General features: G+C 41.5%; 25 protein-coding genes and 4 pseudogenes. 6 read left to right on the top strand and 23 right to left on the bottom strand.

Features of this window, described 5'->3' with window-relative positions:
• Positions 1 to 64 precede the first annotated feature (64 nt).
• From ABTV07_RS03425 to ABTV07_RS03390, 8 genes and pseudogenes are all read right to left on the bottom strand, one after another.
• Positions 65 to 1,084, bottom strand: a complete 1,020-nt coding sequence (locus ABTV07_RS03425; protein ID WP_433747520.1) for a DUF4179 domain-containing protein — start codon at positions 1,082 to 1,084, stop codon at positions 65 to 67.
• Positions 1,081 to 1,644 carry a sigma-70 family RNA polymerase sigma factor gene (locus tag ABTV07_RS03420; protein WP_433747518.1) on the bottom strand — a complete coding sequence of 188 codons (564 nt, stop codon included), beginning with the start codon at positions 1,642 to 1,644 and terminating at the stop codon, positions 1,081 to 1,083. Before ABTV07_RS03420 ends, ABTV07_RS03425 begins: the two co-directional genes overlap by 4 nt.
• Positions 1,645 to 2,086: 442 nt before the next feature.
• Complete coding sequence (locus ABTV07_RS03415) at positions 2,087 to 2,863, bottom strand: ABC transporter permease (RefSeq protein ID WP_433747515.1); 777 nt, start codon at positions 2,861 to 2,863, stop codon at positions 2,087 to 2,089.
• Between the two features lie 16 nt (positions 2,864 to 2,879).
• Positions 2,880 to 3,791, bottom strand: a complete 912-nt coding sequence (locus ABTV07_RS03410) for an ABC transporter ATP-binding protein (RefSeq protein WP_433747512.1) — start codon at positions 3,789 to 3,791, stop codon at positions 2,880 to 2,882.
• A 376-nt stretch (positions 3,792 to 4,167) separates the two neighbouring features.
• Positions 4,168 to 4,562 (bottom strand): annotated as a pseudogene (locus tag ABTV07_RS03405) (VOC family protein).
• A gap of 21 nt (positions 4,563 to 4,583) precedes the next feature.
• A complete protein-coding gene (locus ABTV07_RS03400; protein WP_433747510.1) occupies positions 4,584 to 5,228 on the bottom strand; it encodes a histidine phosphatase family protein in 645 nt (214 codons plus the stop codon).
• Between the two features lie 36 nt (positions 5,229 to 5,264).
• Entirely contained in the window at positions 5,265 to 5,774 is a 510-nt protein-coding gene (locus tag ABTV07_RS03395) for a mismatch-specific DNA-glycosylase (RefSeq protein ID WP_433747507.1), read from the bottom strand.
• A gap of 29 nt (positions 5,775 to 5,803) precedes the next feature.
• Entirely contained in the window at positions 5,804 to 6,325 is a 522-nt protein-coding gene (locus ABTV07_RS03390; protein WP_433747505.1) for a hypothetical protein, read from the bottom strand.
• A gap of 124 nt (positions 6,326 to 6,449) precedes the next feature.
• On the opposite strand from ABTV07_RS03390, the gene ABTV07_RS03385 reads away from it, so the two are divergent.
• A complete protein-coding gene (locus tag ABTV07_RS03385) occupies positions 6,450 to 7,091 on the top strand; it encodes a glycosyltransferase (protein ID WP_433747502.1) in 642 nt (213 codons plus the stop codon).
• 81 nt (positions 7,092 to 7,172) lie between these two features.
• On the opposite strand, the gene ABTV07_RS03380 is transcribed toward ABTV07_RS03385, so the two are convergent.
• The 11 genes and pseudogenes from ABTV07_RS03380 to ABTV07_RS03330 form a co-directional block, all read right to left on the bottom strand.
• Positions 7,173 to 7,370: a DCC1-like thiol-disulfide oxidoreductase family protein gene (locus tag ABTV07_RS03380; RefSeq protein ID WP_433747500.1), complete on the bottom strand. Its 198-nt coding sequence runs from the start codon at positions 7,368 to 7,370 to the stop codon at positions 7,173 to 7,175.
• On the bottom strand, positions 7,364 to 7,543 hold the full coding sequence (locus ABTV07_RS03375) for a DCC1-like thiol-disulfide oxidoreductase family protein (protein WP_433747497.1): 180 nt from the start codon (positions 7,541 to 7,543) through the stop codon (positions 7,364 to 7,366). Before ABTV07_RS03375 ends, ABTV07_RS03380 begins: the two co-directional genes overlap by 7 nt.
• A gap of 158 nt (positions 7,544 to 7,701) precedes the next feature.
• Positions 7,702 to 7,988: pseudogene (gene hepT / locus ABTV07_RS03370) on the bottom strand (type VII toxin-antitoxin system HepT family RNase toxin).
• 117 nt (positions 7,989 to 8,105) lie between these two features.
• Positions 8,106 to 8,309, bottom strand: a pseudogene (gene mntA / locus ABTV07_RS03365) (type VII toxin-antitoxin system MntA family adenylyltransferase antitoxin); the annotation flags it as partial.
• A gap of 43 nt (positions 8,310 to 8,352) precedes the next feature.
• Positions 8,353 to 8,886, bottom strand: a complete 534-nt coding sequence (locus ABTV07_RS03360) for a hypothetical protein (protein ID WP_433747494.1) — start codon at positions 8,884 to 8,886, stop codon at positions 8,353 to 8,355.
• A 28-nt stretch (positions 8,887 to 8,914) separates the two neighbouring features.
• Positions 8,915 to 9,361: an NUDIX hydrolase gene (locus ABTV07_RS03355; RefSeq protein ID WP_433747491.1), complete on the bottom strand. Its 447-nt coding sequence runs from the start codon at positions 9,359 to 9,361 to the stop codon at positions 8,915 to 8,917.
• A 52-nt stretch (positions 9,362 to 9,413) separates the two neighbouring features.
• Positions 9,414 to 9,814 (bottom strand): annotated as a pseudogene (locus ABTV07_RS03350) (NUDIX hydrolase).
• 39 nt (positions 9,815 to 9,853) lie between these two features.
• Positions 9,854 to 10,306, bottom strand: coding sequence for a GNAT family N-acetyltransferase (locus ABTV07_RS03345; RefSeq protein WP_433747488.1), 453 nt, complete (start codon positions 10,304 to 10,306; stop codon positions 9,854 to 9,856).
• Positions 10,307 to 10,319: 13 nt separating this feature from the next.
• A complete protein-coding gene (locus ABTV07_RS03340) occupies positions 10,320 to 11,135 on the bottom strand; it encodes a lipid II flippase Amj family protein (RefSeq protein ID WP_433747485.1) in 816 nt (271 codons plus the stop codon).
• A gap of 92 nt (positions 11,136 to 11,227) precedes the next feature.
• The gene (locus tag ABTV07_RS03335) at positions 11,228 to 12,103 is read right to left on the bottom strand and encodes a DUF2785 domain-containing protein (protein ID WP_433747483.1); all 876 of its coding nucleotides are present in this window, start codon (positions 12,101 to 12,103) and stop codon (positions 11,228 to 11,230) included.
• On the bottom strand, positions 12,100 to 12,732 hold the full coding sequence (locus ABTV07_RS03330; protein WP_433747481.1) for a zinc dependent phospholipase C family protein: 633 nt from the start codon (positions 12,730 to 12,732) through the stop codon (positions 12,100 to 12,102). Before ABTV07_RS03330 ends, ABTV07_RS03335 begins: the two co-directional genes overlap by 4 nt.
• Before the next feature lie 165 nt (positions 12,733 to 12,897).
• On the opposite strand from ABTV07_RS03330, the gene ABTV07_RS03325 reads away from it, so the two are divergent.
• Complete coding sequence (locus tag ABTV07_RS03325) at positions 12,898 to 13,437, top strand: DinB family protein (protein ID WP_433747479.1); 540 nt, start codon at positions 12,898 to 12,900, stop codon at positions 13,435 to 13,437.
• Positions 13,438 to 13,519: 82 nt separating this feature from the next.
• On the opposite strand, the gene ABTV07_RS03320 is transcribed toward ABTV07_RS03325, so the two are convergent.
• The 4 genes from ABTV07_RS03320 to ABTV07_RS03305 all read right to left on the bottom strand — a co-directional run bounded on the left by ABTV07_RS03320 (position 13,520) and on the right by ABTV07_RS03305 (position 15,685).
• The gene (locus ABTV07_RS03320; protein WP_433747476.1) at positions 13,520 to 14,011 is read right to left on the bottom strand and encodes a fasciclin domain-containing protein; all 492 of its coding nucleotides are present in this window, start codon (positions 14,009 to 14,011) and stop codon (positions 13,520 to 13,522) included.
• A 191-nt stretch (positions 14,012 to 14,202) separates the two neighbouring features.
• A complete protein-coding gene (locus tag ABTV07_RS03315; RefSeq protein WP_433747473.1) occupies positions 14,203 to 14,565 on the bottom strand; it encodes a hypothetical protein in 363 nt (120 codons plus the stop codon).
• A 178-nt stretch (positions 14,566 to 14,743) separates the two neighbouring features.
• Positions 14,744 to 15,094 (bottom strand): VOC family protein, encoded by a 351-nt coding sequence (locus ABTV07_RS03310; RefSeq protein ID WP_433747470.1) that lies wholly within the window; start codon positions 15,092 to 15,094, stop codon positions 14,744 to 14,746.
• A 30-nt stretch (positions 15,095 to 15,124) separates the two neighbouring features.
• Entirely contained in the window at positions 15,125 to 15,685 is a 561-nt protein-coding gene (locus ABTV07_RS03305) for a DUF4256 domain-containing protein (protein ID WP_433747467.1), read from the bottom strand.
• Positions 15,686 to 15,876: 191 nt separating this feature from the next.
• Between ABTV07_RS03305 and ABTV07_RS03300 the strand changes: the two genes are divergently transcribed.
• From ABTV07_RS03300 to ABTV07_RS03285, 4 genes are all read left to right on the top strand, one after another.
• Positions 15,877 to 16,914 (top strand): ABC transporter permease, encoded by a 1,038-nt coding sequence (locus tag ABTV07_RS03300; protein WP_433747464.1) that lies wholly within the window; start codon positions 15,877 to 15,879, stop codon positions 16,912 to 16,914.
• A 1-nt stretch (position 16,915) separates the two neighbouring features.
• Positions 16,916 to 17,596: an ABC transporter ATP-binding protein gene (locus tag ABTV07_RS03295; protein WP_433747461.1), complete on the top strand. Its 681-nt coding sequence runs from the start codon at positions 16,916 to 16,918 to the stop codon at positions 17,594 to 17,596.
• An 89-nt stretch (positions 17,597 to 17,685) separates the two neighbouring features.
• Positions 17,686 to 18,366, top strand: a complete 681-nt coding sequence (locus tag ABTV07_RS03290) for a response regulator transcription factor (RefSeq protein WP_433747458.1) — start codon at positions 17,686 to 17,688, stop codon at positions 18,364 to 18,366.
• Positions 18,363 to 19,754, top strand: a complete 1,392-nt coding sequence (locus tag ABTV07_RS03285; protein WP_433747456.1) for a sensor histidine kinase — start codon at positions 18,363 to 18,365, stop codon at positions 19,752 to 19,754. The genes ABTV07_RS03290 and ABTV07_RS03285 overlap by 4 nt, the downstream gene beginning before the upstream one ends.
• The last annotated feature ends 271 nt before the right edge of the window (positions 19,755 to 20,025 follow it).

The following is a 20,025-nucleotide window of genomic DNA, read 5'->3' as shown; positions in this document are numbered from 1 at the left end:
ACTAAAACCTGCCCTCCGATCCGAAATCACACATTCCGCACCAAAAGGCAGGCACTCTCAAAAATTATTTCAACTCAATCTGAATTGGATCCATCTCTTTCGTATCTAGGCCCTCACCTGAACCTTTTGAGAAGTAGATCACTGGTACAACAGTCAATGATTTCGCCCTCCTATCCACAGACTTGATCGTGCTGCTGTCATCGAAGGAAATGCCGTTGTCTCGGCTGATGCCGCCGTTGCTGTCCACCTTATAGGAATTCCCGAGATCATCGACTGCCGTTTTAATTTCTACTGAAACATCCGGCCACTTCTCAAGAATCGCTTTGTCATCGATAAATCGGCCATAGTGAATAATCGTTGATAGATCATTGGTTTCAAGAGATTGAATCACGACTGAAACGCCATGAGCTGATACAGTTTGATTCACCACTTCTTTCTGATTTTCCAACGAACGCACATTAAATGCAAATTTCCAATCGCCCTTAACAGATTCATTTGTTTCCATATTAACAAATGCTTTGGGCTCCCATCTCACCGCCAGGCTATTCGGTGTTTTCCCATTAAAATGCGGGGTTATTTTTTCCGTTCCCACATAAGTGCTGCTATTAATTTTTTCAATGCGTCCCGAACCGCCCATACCATCAGATCCCTTTACTTCCAATGGATTCTTGAGATATGGATTTTCCCCAAGATCTTTGTCCGTTTGGATCGCATAGGAAACCGTAATGGAGGAACCATCAAATACAGCGTCTTCAACCATGACTGACACCCCATTGCTCGTTTGCGTCTGGGAAATGTCGGCTGCCACTTTGGCAAAGTTCTCATTATAAGAATCTTCCTCCGTAAAGTAGCTCATGATATTCTGGATGATTGGAATCTGCGTAGCCAGGGACGGGGCGGCAAAACTCCCGGCAATCCCGGCACCAATGACAATCACTGCCGCTGCGGCAATTGCCTGATAAGGTTTTCGTCTCTTTTTCCTCCCGAGAACGTGCTGCTTCACGCGCCTTTTCTCCAATTCACTGACTTCCACCGGTTCAATGTCATCTATTGAAATATCCACTAATTTCTTAACCTCACTCATAGGGTGAGCCCCTCCTTCAATTCAATCGTTTTCGCCAATTTCTTCTTGCCTCGGTACAGCCGATTATCGACCGCTGATTTTGTTAACTGCAGCGACTCTGCAATTTCTCCATTCGAAAGTCCCACATAATATTTCATCATGAAAATTTCCCGGTCCACTTCATCTAATTTGCTTAACTCAAACAGCAATTCGTTCCGTTGCTCCTGCACCAGCAAATCATTTTGCCTGTTGGCTGCTAAGGATTCAACTTCATCCAATTCTTCTTCCCGCGCTGCCTTCTTCTCATAGACACGGTAAAAATCAATGGCTCGGTATTTCGTAATCACACCAATCCACTTCTTGAAATCTTCTACTTCTCCGTTGAATTGATGACTGTTTTTCCAAACCTCCAAAAACACCTCATTGATACAGTCATCCACCAGATCCCGCTGGCCAATTGGCTGCAAAATCCTCATGGCAATCGCCTTCACATATGGCATGTAGACGTCAATCACATATTCCAATGCATCTTCCTTTTGCTTTTTCAAACGTTTAATAAAATTCCGATTAGAAACGGCCATTTTCTTTTCTCCTTTTGTTATTGAAAAGCCCTTCATTATGTACAACGGTGGGATCACCGATTAATTCGCAGGAAAATTTGATTTTTTTATCAATCGTACCATTGATTGGGGAGCAGGGGGGACGGTTCTTGTGCTTCTTCAATGCTTTTATCTCAACACTTTGGGCGATTATCAGTGCACTTCCAGGGTTGACCGCCCCACTTTTCGTGCTAACCCCTCAACTTTCTCGCTCGACCCCCGAACTTTCGACACCAACCCCTCAACTTTTCGCTCTAACCCCTCAACTTTCAGGCACAACCCCCGCACTTTTGCCGTTCACCGCTCAACTTCCTTTTTTTAAAAATAGAAAAAACCAATGAAAAGAAATAATCCCCTTCTCATTGGCTTATATACTGGAATATATATTAACCTTTCCTTGCTACACTGCTCTTTCTCAATGAAATTAATAATGTGACAAGGTCGCTCTTCTTTTAGCAACTGTTACACATTTTTTAAATATGACCAATCCTAAGGTTAACCAAATGATGCCGTTAAGCACACTGCCTACGATCACTATTAATGGGGTTCCCAACTGATTATGAATCATCAGATCCCGCAGCCAGCCACTGGATGGGGCATACGGAACGAGGATTGCAATCCATTGAAATGGTCCTTTAAAATCTGTAAATGGAATCATCACTAAGAAAAGGAACACAAATTGCAATAAATCAAGAAATTGGGAGACTCGTTTTGATACAACAGCAATACTTGTAATTAGAAATCCTATACCGATCGAAGTTAGATAGGTTGTGATAAGAGGAATAATAATGGCAAAACTCATATTCAGGTGTTTACCCGTCAATAACATGATCACTTCTAAAATGACTAACATCATAAAGATTTGATAAAAGAATGTCACAACTGATCTAATAATTAATATGGAACTAATGCCAACCGGCGATAAAAATAGCTGTTCCAATGTCCCATGTTGAGCTTCTCTCACAATCCCAAGCCCCATCAAATAAATGGGCCCCATTAATAAAGTGTACTGAGCGTAGCTTACAATGGTGTAAGATAAATTTTCTCCTTGAATCATTTTACCGCTGATATAGCTTGCTCCTAAAAATATTCCATAGAAAATGACAATCAATAGAATCAAGGAACTAATCCATTCAATAGGATATCGTTTCATGTCGATCCACTCTTTTTTGAATTCCGCAATGAATGTAGTAATGATCAAAGACTTTACCCCTTTCTTAAACTGTTATCATTTCTTTGAAGACATCTGTTAAACTTCCTTCTGCGAGCGCAATGTTGATGATTGGATTAGGATGCAGCAAGGCAATAATTTCATAGATTTCTGTTTTTTGTTCAAATGATATCTGAAAGGAAGATTCGTTATGAAACACGGCTCCTTTTTCCAACAAGAATTGCTTTGTTTCAGTTGATACGGCATTTCCTACCGTCACGGTGTATTCATTTTTCGTGTATTGCTGCAGGATATCATCCGTACGCCCTTCCAAAACAAGCTTCCCACTTCTAATGATCCCCACTCGATCGGCTAATTCCTGGGCAACATCCAGTTGATGCGTCGTCAGCAATATACTCACCCCTGTTCTGGCAACCTCCAAAATAAGCTCCTTTATTTTTTCTGATGCTTCAAAATCCAATCCAAGAGTTGGTTCATCTAAAAGAAGCAGTTTTGGTTTATGAATCAACGCCGCACAAATCGCTACTTTTTGCTGCATACCGCGGCTCAATTGCTGCACAGTTGTATCTATTTTGTTTTCCAGTCCAAACGTAGTAAGCAGCTGCCTTCCATATGTTTGAGCATCTTTTCCCTTCATCCCTTTTAAGCCGCCAAAGTAGCATAAATTCTCAATCGGTGTCATTCTCCAATACAAATTCCGATTGCCCTCTAATACTGCACCCATTTGATTCAAGTGTTTCTTATGAATTGCAGTATCCTGACCATTAATCAATACATTTCCTTTATCTGCTTGAACCAGACCGGCAATGATTTTGATTGTCGTCGTTTTGCCCGCCCCATTCGGCCCAAGAAAAGCATAGATTTCACCAGGAGAAATATGTAAATCAAGATTATCTACAGCACAAAAGGACTTATTGTTTTTATGGAAATACTTCGTTACATTATTTACCTTGAGCAAGTACATCCCCCCATAATTGCTTTTAAATTATTCTAGATTCTTTTATCCTACCAAAAAAATCCTTTTTATACCCTAAATATTCCAAAAGTTATAAAAATTTTATGTTTTTAGAAGTAGGGGGACGGTTCTTGTGCTTCCTCAATGGTTTTAATTCAACACTTTTGGCGATAATCGGTGCACTTTAGTGGTTGACCGCTCAACTTTATGTCTCGACCGACGAACTTTCACCGCCAACCGCTCAACTTTTCGCTCTAACCCCTCAACTTTCAGCCGCAACCCCCGAACTTTTGCCATTAACCGCTCAACTATCCTTTCTATGGAAAAATCCAGCGAGCTCATTCTGAAAAAATCAAAAAAAAGACCCCTAAATCAGAGGTCATGGTGCCACCAGCTCAACTTTGATTCGATCCGGGTCTTCAAAAAACACAGCGTAATAATCGTCCCCTCCTGCAAAGGGATGCTTGTCCGTATAGAGGATTTTTAAACCCTGTTCTTCAAAGCTTGCGTCATGTCATCCACATGCTGACGCGAGCTCGCGTGGAAGGCAAGGTGGTTCAGCCCGACGCGGCACCTGTGGTAAGGGATGTCCAGATACTTTTCTTCCGCTTGCACAAAAACGATATATGTCTCATCCAGCTTCCAACTCTTGCCTTTTTCCCATGATTGAAAAACCTCATAGCCCAATTCTTCTAAAAGCCAGCCCCAAAAATCCATGGAACGATTTAAATCAGAAACATACAATTCGATATGGTGAATGAGTCCTTTTGACATGATGGACCTCCCTTTATATGATCACTTCCCGGCTGTTTCTCCTACTCTGGCATTCTCCTTATCCCGATGAGAGATATCCCCTTCAAGTTTAATCTCCCACACCCCGTCCTGCATTTCAATGACAGTCAGACTCGTATCATGAATGAACGGCGGATCCCATAGCTGCTCAATGGATTTGCTTCTGCAATGTGCCAGTAATGCTTTGATAAAAACCGAGTGCGTTACCACAAGAATAGTTCCTCTGGCGTGCTCCGCTTTAATGCGTTTCAAAAACTCCTGCACCCGTTCTTGCAGTTGATAAAAGCTCTCCCCGGAATTTGAAGTGTATAAGTGCGGCGTATTCCAGAATGCGTGGAATTCAGCGGGATGCTGCTTTTCCAATACATCATAGGTCTGCCCTTCCCAATTACCGAGATGGATTTCCCTAAGATTTTCATCAGTTAAAATCTCCTGCTCCCGCTCACCTTTGATGATTTCAGTTGTTCTAACAGTCCTTATGCTGGGGCTCGAATAAATAGCAGCAAACTCAACTTCCTTCAAACGACTGGCCAATGATTCCGCGTTTGCCATTCCCTTTGCTGTTAAATCGGAGTCCTTCCAGCCTTGCAATCTCTTTTCTGTATTCCATACCGTTTCACCATGCCTGGTGACAAAAAGTTTTAGCATGCCTCTTCCCTCCTATGTAATCAAACAGACCGTAAGTTAACCACGCCAACCCACATCCAACAACTTTTGATAAATACTTGCGATTTCCTCCACCTTCATCCGCACAAGCCCGCTTGAAGATGGCGCAACAAAATCCCTGACGCCAGACACTGTCGATTCTTCCTGCCAGCCCCATGGAACTTTTTTCTTCCCGGAGTACTGTTGATAGACTCCCTTGCCGACAAAGCAGGCAATCCTGGGTCGGTACGTCTCCAATTTCTCTTTTAATAAAACCCTGCCTTCGCGGTACTCTTCTTTCGTTATTTCTGAGGCATCCTTTGTCGGCCGCGCTACAATGTTCGTTAGTCCAAATCCCAGTTCAAGGAGGCTGCCATCTTCTTCAGAATGATAAATCTGGGGCGTCAATCCCGCCTGATAAAGAATCTTCCAGAAACGGTTAGTAGGATTCGCATAATGATGTCCCGTCTCGCTGGACATAATGCTTGGATTAAACCCAATGAACACGATGTCTAGTCCTTCTTCCAAGTGATCCGGAATCGTCTCCATCAAACTCTCTCCTTTCTGAGGAAAATACTTTATTTTTGATCATCAATATGGCCGATTATTGTAAAAATTTTCGTGTAAGTATCCTGAACGTTCGCTTTATTTATTTTATCGATTGCAAAGTCCCAGCCCTGTCTATCCTCACCAGACTGGTAACTTCCCGTGGCATAATAGTCTGAGTGCTCAAAATTGTCATAGCTGATTTCTTCTACCGTAAACGGAATAGAGATTGTTTCAGATCCCATAAAGAAAAATGGAACGCCAGCGCTTCTATAGATTTTTGCATATGGCGCTTCGGATGCCTCTGATAAATATTTCTTCATAATAAACACAGCGTCGTATTTTGCTGATAGATTTTCCCTCTTCAAAGCATCCATCGTCAGTTTCTTGAATTCAATATTTTTCTCCCTGACTTCCGGCGTTTTCCCCACTACACCGATTACTAATTTTCCACCATTATATAATGGGCTGTCTATTACTTGGTCCACCGAATTGCTGCAGGCAGTCACCATTGAAAAAGCAAGCAGCAAAACATATAAAAGTTTTTTCTTCATATGACCCTCTCCTTCCCCCTTTTTCATATTAACATATTTTCCCTACTCTTCCTTTCAGGATAGAACGTTTCAATTTATCCATAATAAAAAGTGGATCTTATATAATTTTGGAAGGAGAATTTTCATGAAAAAAATATGGTTGATAGTTTTTATTCTGTTACTTTCTTTAAACATGGCTATTATTCCAAATATGGCATACGCAAAACCGCAAGCACATTGTATAAGCCAATCCGAAACGACTTTCAAGAATCAGTTCAGGAGGCTTTGGTTTGACCACGTTCTGTGGACAAGCAACTATATTACAAGTGCAACGACGGCAGGTTCAAAGGATCAGCAGCAGGTGCTGGCTCGTCTCCTGCAAAATCAAAAGGAAATTGGGAATTCAATAAAGCCGGTATATGGTGAAAAAGCGGGGAATAAATTGGCGGACTTGCTGACGGAGCATATCGTCATTGCAGGGAAAATTGTGGATGCCGCTAAAAAAGGGAATAAACCGCTGGTGGATAAGTTAAACAAAGACTGGTACAAGAATGCCGATGACATAGCGGTTTTCCTTAGCGGCGCCAACCCAAATTTGAATAAGGAAGACCTTAGAAAATTGCTGTATATGCATTTAAAATTAGTGACAGACGACCTTTCTGCAAGCTTGGCATCAGATTGGGGTGCGAGAATCGTTTCCATTGATGACGGTGTCACCCATATCATCCTTATGGCCGATGCGATTTCTTCAGCAGTAGTGAAGCAGTTTCCGAATAAATTCAAATAAGATAGCCAAGAATCTCCAATGATTAGTTGGAGATTCTATTTCATAAAAAACAGCCTGCAATAAATCTGCAGGCTGCAATGATCAGGAAGTATGAGGGACATCATACCGTCCAAACCAATCATATCGGTTCGTTGACACCCACATGTATACGGGACTAAGCAACTTTTTCATGAATGGCAAGTAGAAGATCCAGCTGATTGGAAATATCACAGGCAAGAGCGTCAAGATTTTCCTTACCGTCTGGAATCCCGCCAATACTTCCCCTTTTGCTGTTACCATGTGAATGCGGTCGTACAGATCCCGCCCTTCGTCTTTAAAAATTTATAAGGCGTCTGTTCGATATACTGAACCGGAATCCACTCAATTTTGCTGCACCAATCCAGTGTCTTGATTACCTTTTTCGCATTAGAACAAAGTGGGCATTGGGCATCAAAGAATACCTTGTGTTTCATGATTGATCACCTTCCTCATTCATGTTTTCCACCTTGGAAGAGGGATAAACTAAATCGGTCAAGTTATGACTAATTCCCACTAATGATTTTTCCATAAAAAAATGCCTGCCCCGAGTCAGAGCAAGACACCTTCTTTTTCATGTTTCAATTATGACAAATTAATAGGTAAGAATAGTCTTTGTGAACTGACCGAGGTCGCTGAGGTAATTCTCCAAGATTTTCTGAAGGATTTCCAGGTTAATATCTTGGTAATCATGCACAGCGATGTTGCGAAAACCGATCATTGCCTTCATTTTTTTTGATAAGTCTGCTGGAATGATTGCAGCTTCTTCAAGGTACTTAAAAGCATCACGGCTATTCTGCGGCAGTCCAAGTTTTTTCGCAGCCACAATATGCATTGCCAAATCAATGCTTGCTTCACATGCCCGCTGTAAATTCAAGCAATGGAGTCTTGCTTTGTATAGTATTCCAGATTTCTCGGGTCTTGATTGTATTCCTCATTTATCCGCTTGATACATTGCTCAATGAAACTCGTGTTATTTAGGATAATGTGACAATTATTAACCGTACCACTTTTTTCAACATTGTTAAGTATGGGAGAACGTTCTTCGTTCAACTTCGAATACATCTTTAGCACCTTCATCTCGAATTCTGCCCTTTCATTCTCGTCCCTACAATACAGGATTTCACCTGTATGGACCACCTGGGCTTGAAAAACTGTGCTGGAATGTTCTAAATCAATCAAATCCACATCACGATTGAGCTGCGTCTGATCATTCACTCATTATATATTCCTGCATTCTGTCTCCTCATCCATTAACGGTTTTCCCCTTCGAAAACCCCTTAATCCCAAAACAAGTCAGAAATGCAACTGTTGTCACGATAGTCGCAATGATCAACCCTATCGACGCCATAAACATATCATCGCCATGGTAGGCAGGCTTCAGATTCTTTAGCCAAAAAACGAATATGATGGTTAAAATTAAATAAAAACTGCTTCCAACAGCACTCATTTTTAAACGGTTTTTCCTGCTGCCGCCCCAAGCCTTATGAATTAAAATCCAAAGATAAATGCTTGCCCCTACAGCCATGAACATAACAAATAGATGTATAAATGGAATCATCAGCTTCATCAATAAGTAGATTAAAAGAACGGTGCTAAAAAACAACACAGCATTTAGTCCAAATAAGAACAACCCAGACAGCCAATGGTTTTGGAACCACTCTGCATTTCTTAGCTTATGTACGAATCTATTTTCCTTTCCTACCTGATTGGTTAGGGGCCTTTTGAATAAAAGAACCAGCATCACCCCTACGAATCCTATTAATAGGATTGAACTCATTGCATCTCCTCCAATTGAAACTTACCGTTCATTCCCTTTCTGGTAGTACTTGTTTCACCGCCCAGCTTTGGTGTTCATGAACTAAACAATCTGCTGCGTTTAGCGGATCCATCCATATTAATTGATGGTCTTCTTCTAAAGGCTCAGTTATTTGCTTACCCAGTTCGCATAAATAAAAATATCCCTCATTTAAATAATGCTTATTATCATTTTTCGAGTAAAAATATCTTCGGGCACACCCTATAAATCTATTTATCTTCACATTCATGCCCATTTCCTCAATGGACTCTCTTTTAAGACATTTCTCGTGGGTTTCTTCCTTTTCAATACCCCCGCCAGGTAGAAAATATCTGTCCTTGGCAGTCTGTATGATTGCGATTTTGTCTTTTTCCTTATTGAACATCAACCCATAGACTGCAGGCCTAAAAATATATTCTATACGGTTCTCTTTCTCGCCAAATGTAAGGATATCCATTACATTCACTTCCTCATCTAAAAGCACATTGACGGTTCTGCCGCTTCCGCTTTTATTTTTCCATTAACGAAAACACCTTCATAGCAACTTCTCTAGGAAAGACCTCTAGAGATGATAATTTATCTTTTGCCACCCACATCGGTAAATACAAACCTCTATCTCTTTCCTCGGTGTATTCTTCCCCTTGCCCGTTCCAAAAGTTCCCGAGACGATTTCAGCAAGAAAATAATATTGAATCTCGTTAAATTCAACTTTTGATAGGCACTTATGTATCCTTACTTGAACCCCTAGTTCTTCAAATGCTTCTCTTTTAGCAGCCTCTTCCGGGGATTCTCCTTCTTCCATTCCACCACCAGGAAACACATAATAGACAGATCCATCTCTGACTCTTTTAATTAATGCGACCTTATTGTTTTCTAGTATAACGACCGAACTTCTACTTCTCACAGGCATTGCCTCTTTTGAGTCTATTCAAGAATTCCCATCCATTTCTCAATGAAGCTCCAAATAGTGAGTGGAATTCGGGTAAGCGTCTCCCTTTGTAAAACCATAAGAAGTATAGAATCGATCTGCATCTATAGTATCCGTATGCAGCACCAGTATGGAAAAATGCTTGCTTGCCTCGTCTATGATGCTTTTAAGCAGTTGACTTCCCAAACCATGTCTTCGATAGTCTCTGCTAACATAAAACCTTCTCAGTCTTCCAGTATCGGCGCGGCCTGAAAACGGATCAATATTCACTCCACCAATTGCTACAATATCTCCTTGCTCATTGAACACTCCAAATAAACCCTCACCAAGCTGGCAAAACGTATTCGTCCCATCTTGATAATCATTGACCAGCCTTTCGACAAAACGAAACCCGTCTTCTTTGCTTTCCTTGATTAGCACATTCAAATCAACCATTGAGAGGTCATCTATCTGTTTTACTTCTAACTTTTCCATTTTCAACCCTCCATTAAATCCACTTTGCAAACCACGCCACATAATAGGCAGCAGGAAGAAATAATAGCTGCGCAGCGATCGTTCCCACGAATTTCGAACTGATCATCGTCAATGAGTAGCTTTTTAAGTACACATAGTCCACCTGTTTTTTCATAACTCTATCCGCCAGTACTGACGCTTTCGGGTCGATAAACAGTGTCAGCAAAATCGTTGCGATTCCGTTGATAATCCCGGATGACATGAGCGCTGCCTGTGAATATTTTGGCACCAGCATGGAGGCATACATCGAAGAAAGCACCCCGATTGTAAAAACCGCAGACACGATGACATTAAAAACAAACAGCCTCTTCGGAATGGTTTTCAGTGTGATTCCATTTAAATACGACAGCCTTGGAATTCGTACACATTTCCATACCTTTTTGATTCCGTCTTTATTGAATTGATTGAAAAACAGACCAATGACCGATCCTCGCTGATAGGATAGCTGGACAATCCCCCGTGAAAAAATATTGATGAATGTCGGAAATAGAAGGATCCCAAACAGTACACCAATCGTTGTCACCCAGATTAATACCCGATATTGCTCCTCAATCACGGACAATGGGTTTGAATGCTTGGGCACCTCTGCGATGAGTTTAGCCGTCAAAGGCTGTTGGATCATGGTCGAAAACCTCGATATCACGACCAGGGTACTGAACAGGGATAAGGCAGTGGCAATCAATTTCACCCGTGCTCCTGATATCCTTGTCGAATAGGCCAATGTTTCAATCATGGTGATTAGCATAATGAATAGAGAGATTATGACAACCTTGCCTGTAATAAAGTCCATAAAGGTTCTCCTTCGAAATTTTTATTAGAAGTATTATAATCTCAAAATCTCTCTTTAGACAGCTCTAAATAGTACATAAAAGGAAATGTTATTTAAACTCTCTGGTGAAGCTCCTTTAATCTTCCTAATATCAAATCGCAAACTCTGCTTTCAGCTTTTCTAAATTTCAGTCTGAAGTACAGCGTCTTAAGGAAGGTAGTGCAATTGAACTTAGCACGATAATATTCGATGGATTTACATTTTTCATTAAGTGTCCGGCTAAGGTTATGAAAAATATTCTGCACCAAGGCATCTAACTCCTTTTCATCCATTCCTCGATCTAATAGTGCCTCTATCACATTTATTAAACGTCCATCTTCGTTATCAACATAAACCGCATCCTTCTTTAACAAGCAGTCTGCTATCATATCAAGTATGGAAGAAAAGGATTCCTGGTTAACTTCAGGATGCTTAGCGAGTGAAACCAGCATGTCCGCTCCATGAGCCATACTGTGGGCCCATCCTTTTCCACTGACATATCCTCTAGTATCCTGTTCACGTTGCATATAGGCTAAGCTATTTCTAAATACTTCTTCTACTTCTTCTTTGGATAGAAACCCACCAACTTCGCTTTTGAATACTATAGCCGCAATAAATAAAGAGGAAAATGAGCGAGTAAAAACAGAATCAGTGTTTACTTCACCTATATTAAAAAATAAATGATCCTCATCCAAACAAGTTTTTAAAATATGACGGCATTGCTCAGGGCTTAGTATGTCTTCATCCAACAATTGAATAAAGGTAGAATAGATGAAATTATCCCTCAACTCCGGGTCCACATTACCTATCTCATTTAACATAACTGGGATTAGTGCTTTTACATCTTCCCTTTTTATACTCTTCAAATTTTCGTGCTTCAAACCTTTAAGGAATTCTTTTAACTCCAGTTCATTTGCTTTCGAAATAAGACTTTGAAACTCATATGTCATTTCAATATCTCCCTTAATTTCAAAACCCCAAGTTCAATCGACGTTTCCAAGTAGCCAACTATCTGGTCTAACGTAAACACCTTCAACTCCTCATCCAATCCAAACTGCTCATATTCCATATCCCCAAGTACATGTGGAATCAATTCTTCAACCTCTTTTGCCTTAACCTCTTCTATATCGATAACCTCTGGAAATTGGCTGAATGCCTGCTTTAATTCATTGGCCATTCTGTAATGTTCGATCAGTTTCCCGTTCAGCAGCCGAAAGTCATTATGGTAAATCTTATACAAATCTTTATCAGCATTCATACGGTTCCGCAGCCACGATAAATAGAAACCTTTCAGCCAAATATCATCCGCAACCAGATGAGCATAGTACCCAAGCAAATAAGGATTTTTCCGATCAAATTCGTAGCTGTATTTCTGAAGAAAACCTTCAAAATCCACTCTTCTCGTATAATCCTCAGCATCTCCCACAAAAAAATGGGATGCGTTTTTTTCATCAACAGAAAATACTGCATCAGCTGCAATGCTTCCCACCATGAAGGATTTTCTATCTTCTATCTCTAATATCTCTGCAATCCTGTGCCCTATAATGGCATGCATGATTCTTGAACCCAAAATTTCCATCCCCCTTTAAGAACATACTTCGACATTTTTTGGGAATATCCTCCAAGGGAAGAAACGGGACGGTTCTCTCGCTTCATTATTATGTCATCTTATACCTAATAGCAGGATTCTACAGAGAAGAATGGAACTAATATATAGCAAATCAGAACCAAGAAAGGTGATCTTATGAATTCAACGGAAGATAAGCGTTTTATTTGCGACAGTAAATCAGGGTTTTCGCCAAATGTGGGAAGATTGATTTCGATGATGGAGTACACACGCATGACAACGCTTGAAGCAGTGGAGGGCCTTACAGCTGATGAGCTGGATTACCGAATCGAAGGCAAAGGGAATTCAATCGGATGCCTTCTCTATCACATGTACTGTGTAGAAGAAATCTATCAAATTTTGACGTTCGAGGATCGTGATCCTACTGAAGATGAGCTTCAAAATCTGGATATAGGATTGGACCTTGGGGAAAAAGCACACGAGAAGATTCGCGGCAATGAATTAGAATTTTATGTGGAACGTCTGCAATCCACAAGAGAGCGCACATTGGATGAATTCAAGAAAGTAGACGATGAGTGGCTGGACATCATTTCTCCATTTGGGCCAAAACATCAAGCGAATCATTACTTCCGTTGGTTTCACGTATTCGAAGACGAGCTGAATCATCGGGGACAAATTCGGTTAATTCGAAACTATATCAAAAGGATGGAAGCATAGGAAAGGTTCTCATGATTCCAACAAAAAACCTGCCCCCGCTCATTAAAGAATGAACACATCGGGGGGCAGGCGTATTTTTGACTTATGGAATCAACACAGCATCAATAACGTGAATAACTCCATTGGAAGCTTGAATATCAGGCTTCGTCACATTTGCGTCATTCACTCTTACAGGATCGAGTTTGATCGTCACATTTTTCTTTGCGAGTGTTTCAGCTGTCATCCCGTCTTTCAAATCAGTAGACATCACTTTTCCGGATAGGACATGATAAAGCAAAATATCTTTTAAGTCCGGACGAGCCAACAATTGCTCTTTTGTGATATTTAACTTTGCAAGAAGCTTTTCAAAGGCTGCATCAGTTGGAGCAAATACTGTGAATGGACCAGCTCCCTTAAGCGTCTCCACCAATCCTGCTTTTTCAAGTGCCGCGGCAAGAATTGTGAAATCTCCTGCTGCAACCGCTGTGTCCACGACGTCCTTTTTAGGACCAGCTTCAGCAGCAAACGCACCTGTTGAAAAAGACATAATCAACATAAAAACCAAACTTAAACCCACAAACTTCTTCTTGTTCATCTGATAAATACCTCCATATTCTCATTTTTCATTAGTCCGCTCACTGAGGTGAGGGCTTATATGGGGTATTATTTGTCTGTCTTACATTTTTATCCTTGAGTTAGGAGAAATTCATTAAGGGACTCTCATCTTTTATTAGATGTTGACTAGCAGCAGCAATAATCATCCTCATAAAGTGAAATTTTCACTTTTCATAACCCATTATTCTTATGCTCTATTTTTGGGAAATTCCTCAAGATTAGATAGCTAAATACCGGTATGATTAACACCATTACTTCGTCATTTTTATAAAACAAATCATATAGTCCAAAGGTCCAGATGTATAATAAACCGATAAAAATTATAAAGATGTTATATTTTTTTACTTTTAAATCTTTTTCAACTCTTGTTGTATCAACATTTACACTATTGATTTGTTTAATTTCTTTTATAAATAGAAGTAATGATCCTATAACAAAAACCAGCCCCATTAATATAGCGCTAACTCGGTGATCATATATCAATTTACTTATGCCAAATATTAAACCAAAAAGAAGTAAAATAATATTTCTCAAAAAGTCAGAATCCTTTTTCAAGAAGTCTTTTACTTTCCGCAATCTACAATCATCTCCGCTTATAAAAATGAATTATTTTTATTTTAATATTTATTTAAACAGAATAATACCCTGCATCTCAGCCAACTGCTTTCATCTTCTGATTTATGAAATCTATCTATTTCTCTTTCCCAACCACCTAACACTTACAAATCATCAAATGGTTCCCATCAGGATCTTTAAAATTGAACCAATGCCCATTCTCGACTTCGGTTGTCAGCTCTACGTTTTTTTCCTTCATATGCTCATAGGCTTGTTCAATATCATTTGTATTCAGATGAAATGGCGGTACTTTAAATGTGTTCTCTTCTGAATAGATCTTGCTGTCCAGTACGATGTTGGCGCCTTCCATCGGCAATATGTATAAATGGCCAAACAAGATTTCCCCATCTGCCGGCACCCCTAATACGTCACAATACCAATCTTTCGCTTTTTCGATATCACTCACTGGTATAAATAAAGCTCCGACCTGATTTAATATTGGATTCATTTTTCCCTCTCCTTTGTTCATAAAGATTATTTACACCCTCAGCGATCCGCGGAATCCCCTGGCCGCATAGTAGGAATCTGCTCCATTATGGTAGACAAAGACGGTGTCGTAGCGGCGGTCGCAAAAAATGGCCCCGCCCAGCTTCCGTATCTTGTCAGGCGTCTTCACCCAGCTGGAAGTTTTCTTATCATACTCTCCAATTCCCTGAAGCCCTCGGTATTGCGCTTCTGTCAGAAGTTCGATGCCCATGGCAGCAGCCATATCCATTACGCTGTTTTCCGGCTTGTTCTTCTTCCTTGCTTCCAAAGCTTCACGGTCGTAGCACAGGCTTCTTCGGCCGGTGGGACTTTCCGCGGAACAGTCGTAAAAAATGTATTCGCCAGACTCTTGATCATAGCCAACAACATCCGGTTCACCGCCTGTCTCCTCCATTTGATGAAGCGACCACAGTTTGTCTGCTGAAGCTTCAAGTTTCTCCTGCACTTTTTGCCATTCCAACCCTTCATGGCGGTTCTTATTCTTTTCAAATCGCTCTTTCAACGTACTCAACAGTTCATCCCGATATTCAGGCGATAATTCTTTATTGCTCATTTTTCAATTCCTCCATATCTATTCAAACTTTGGTGCCAATCAAGGCAGCACAAGAACCGTCCCCCTGCTTCCTATTTCGCTAAAATCCCCACATATCCTTCTCGCTTCGAAAAATGTAATATCCCGTTCACGGTCCATTCATAAACGCATCTTATTCTTAAGGTGTACGAAAGAGATTGGAGGAGATCATGATGAATCTTGCCTGGAAAGAAATGAAGAAGAACAAAGCTAAATTTTTAATTTTAGGCTCCATAATCTTTTTGGTCAGCCTGCTGACTTTTATCATATCCGGTCTGGCCAACGGTTTGTCTCAGGACAATGCAGCGTTGATTAAAGATTTGCCGGAGGGACAATTTTATATGAACGAAAATGCTGATAAAACATTTACCCTATCGCAAATCGACAGCGGCACCCAACAAAAGGTGATGGAAAAGCACAAAGACGCATCTGCCCTATCCATCCAAATGGGCTTTGTGAATGACGAAGATGGCAAGCAGCAGAGCGTGGCCTTTGTCGCTTCAACCGACTGCACTTATTTGCCGAAAATCAAAGCCGGTGAAATTCTATTGGACTCTACGATGGAGAAAAAGGGGATTAACGTTGGAGATATGCTCACCAACAACCAATTCAAAGGATCATTCAAAGTGAAGGGGTTCATTGATCAAAAGAAATTCAGCCATGCACCTGTTGCTTTTATAAATAAAGATGACTACAAAAAAATGTACAGGACGGATGAGATGCAGCTGATTTTCGTGCCTGGGGCCAATAATACAGCTGATACATTCCCTGGTCTGCAAGGATTTTCGAAGCAGGCTTTTCTCAAAACGATCCCAAGCTATCAGGCAGAACAGATGTCATTGAATATGATTGTTTGGTTTTTAGTGGTAATTAGCGGCATGCTGTTTGCGATTTTCTTCTATATGATGAACGTTCAGAAGATTGGACTGTACGGAATTTTAAAAGCCATCGGATTGAAGACAAGCAGGCTCTTTCGCATGATGTGGACTCAGATGATTTTGATTACCGCCGCTTCCCTTGTCTTGGCCATCATTTTCAGCCAATTCTTTAAAATGGTCGCACCTGAAGGGATGCCGTTTCATTTGACCATGGAAACCACAGCGCAACTGTCTGGCATCTTCTTGATGATCGGATTCATCGGAGCCACACTGTCAGGAATCCAAATGAAGAAAGTCCAGCCGCTGCAAGCCATTCAACAAGGAGAGATGTAGGATGTCATTATTTACGATTGATGGAGTCAGGAAATCATTCACAAATGGGGAAATCACGGAAGAAATTTTGAAAGGGATCGATCTTTCTCTGAAAGAAGGCGAAGTGACTGCCTTAGTGGGTGCATCCGGTTCCGGGAAAAGCACGCTGCTCACGATTGCGGCAGGTCTTCAGCCTGCAACAGATGGGGATATCATTTTTGCTGGAGAAAAAATGAACGCCTTGAATCAAGAGGAAATTCGAAAAATCCGCGCCAGCAAGTTCGGGTTTGTATTCCAATTTGCCCACCTCGTCCCTTTCCTCACAGTGGAAGAACAACTCATGCTCATGCTGGATGTGTCAGAGTCAAAATTATCGAAGCGCGCACAGCAAAAAGAAGGCGAACGGATTCTGAATCTCGTCGGCATGGATCACCGGAAGAACGCCTATCCTTCTTCCTTGTCCGGCGGAGAAAAGCAGCGAGTGGCCATAGCGCGCGCACTGATTCACCAGCCGAAAGTTCTTTTCGCCGATGAACCGACGGCAAGCCTCGATTCGAAGAGGTCCAAAGACATCATGTCATTGATCAAGGAGTTAACGAAAACCCTGGGCATCACTACCCTGCTGGTCACGCATGACGAAGAAATGCTCGCCTATTCAGATCGGATAATCAAAATGAGCGACGGACTCATTTTGCCGAACTGACTTATTTTTATCCCGCCCGGCCGTATTGCGCTGGGCTGTTTTTTTCTATACAGTGGAATTAATTTCATATTTTAGTGGGAGTTAACGTGATGACAAACATACTAATCGTAGATGACGATATCCATATTTTGAACCTTCTCACAATCCATTTATCAGAGGGAGGCTATCATGTTTTCAAGGCAAAGGACGGAGTGGAAGCCTTAGACGTTCTTCAGGAAAAAAGCTGCCAATTAGCTGTCGTTGATGTGATGATGCCGTATATGGATGGCTTTGAATTAACGAAAAAGATCCAGGAGCAATACAATATCCCTGTCATTCTGTTGACGGCAAAAAACCAAATCGAGGATAAGGAACAGGGCTACGCCGCCGGTACAGACGATTACCTTGTGAAGCCATTTGAACCGAAAGAATTAAGCTTCCGCATAAAGGCTTTATTGCGGCGATATGATGCCAAGAAGGATGATTCCGTTGTCCGCATCGGCAATACAACGATTGACAAGAAAAGCTATGAAGTTCAGACAGGAAGCCGGACGATTCTTTTGCCGTTGAAGGAATTTGAACTTTTGTACTTCCTCATGTCAAATCCCTTACAGGTGTTTTCCAGGAATCTCTTGATCGAACAAGTGTGGGGATACGATTTTTCAGGGGACGAACGGACCGTTGATGTCCACATTAAAAGAATCCGGGAACGCTTCTCCACTTTGACAGACGACTTCCAAATCAAAACCGTGCGTGGGGTCGGATACTCACTGGAGGCAAAGCGGTCATGAAAACTCTTTATGTGAAATTCACCGCAATTACGATCGGTATCATGCTATTGAGCAGCATTATTGCATTCCTCTTGTCCAACGCGTATTATCAGGAAAAATTAAAACCGTATAATGATAAAAAAATTACGAAAATGGCCCAGTCGATCGCTGCGTACACAGATGATCATCCGGATGTCGACCTTCCGGAATACTTGGACAGCATCTCATCCATAGGCTATCAGATGTTCCTGATTGATAAGACTGGGGACGAAACGTTCTACGGCGCACCATTTAGGGTGAAAAACCTTCCTGCTTCGACGCGGACTCAGGTTTTGGACGGGAAAGTTTATCACGGGATTCTTCATTTTCCGCAGGCCCTGTTTGTCACCGGCTTTTTTGCCAATGAATTGACGAATACGATCGGCGTTCCATTGACTCACAACGGGAAGCAGTTTGCTCTTTTTATCCGGCCTGATATCAAACTTCTATTTAATGAAATGCATCTATTATTTGCCTGGCTGCTCGGTTTGACGATTCTGTTGAGCATTTTGCTGGTGCTGTTCAGTACGAAGTATATGGTTAAGCCGATTTCCACTTTGACCAGCGCCACCAAGTCGCTCGCTGAGGGGGATTTCAATGTGGAGCTCGCTGTCAACCGTCGGGATGAACTGGGTGAGCTTTCGCGAAGCTTTCTGGGGATGGCAAAGAAACTTGAGCAATTGGATGAAATGCGGAAGGAATTCATCTCGAATATTTCTCACGATATCCAGTCGCCTCTTTCCAATATCAAAGGCTATACAAACCTGTTGGAGAACGAATCTTTGCGTATGGAGGACAGGCGCGAATACACTTCAATTATCAATGGAGAAATCGAAAGGCTGTCAACGATGACCAAACAATTATTGCTGCTTGCTTCATTGGACCGGAATGATGAGATGTTGGAAAAAAAGCGTTTCAATGTCGGTCAGCAAATCAAAGAGCTGGTCAGGAATTATCAATGGCTGATCAGTGAAAAAGGGATCATGGTCAGCTATTCGCTTCCAGACGTAAAGATTATCGGTGACCCTTCCCTGCTGCACACCGTTTGGGACAATCTAATATCGAATGCCATCAAATATAACAAGCCCGACGGAAGCATTGATATCTCAATTGAAGAAAAAGAGACGGAAGGCGGCGGCACCATCCTGGTCACCTTTAAAGATACCGGGATCGGCTTGAACCAGGCAGAAACAGAGAGAATCTTCGACCGCTTCTACCGGGCAGACGCCGCCCGCACCAGAACCATCGAAGGCACAGGCCTCGGGTTGTCCATCGTCCAAACCATCCTGCACCTGCACCACGGCCGAGTTACCGTGAAAAGCGTGCATGGCGAAGGAACGGTATTTACGGTGAAGCTTCCTGCTAGGTAAGGGTGCCGACATAAAGGTGCCTGTCACCCCCCGATTTTCTTGTTTCACGGGATGTTTCACACAAAGAAAAATAGTCTGCTTCCCTGCCCGTATGAACGTGCGGGGAAGCAGACCATTTTTAAGTTTCCTACTTATTGACTAACGGAGTTTTCGCAAAGAGTGGATCTAGAAAAACTCAAGAGGTTTTTACCTTTTTTTGGTATTATAATAAAGTGAGACATATACCTAACTGAATTTTATTTCATAGTATCAATTTAAAGGGGGAACCGAA

Source organism: Falsibacillus pallidus (genome assembly GCF_050990905.1).
In the GTDB taxonomy this organism is placed as follows: domain Bacteria; phylum Bacillota; class Bacilli; order Bacillales; family DSM-25281; genus Falsibacillus; species Falsibacillus pallidus_A.
This window is presented reverse-complemented; position numbering and strand designations above follow the sequence as displayed.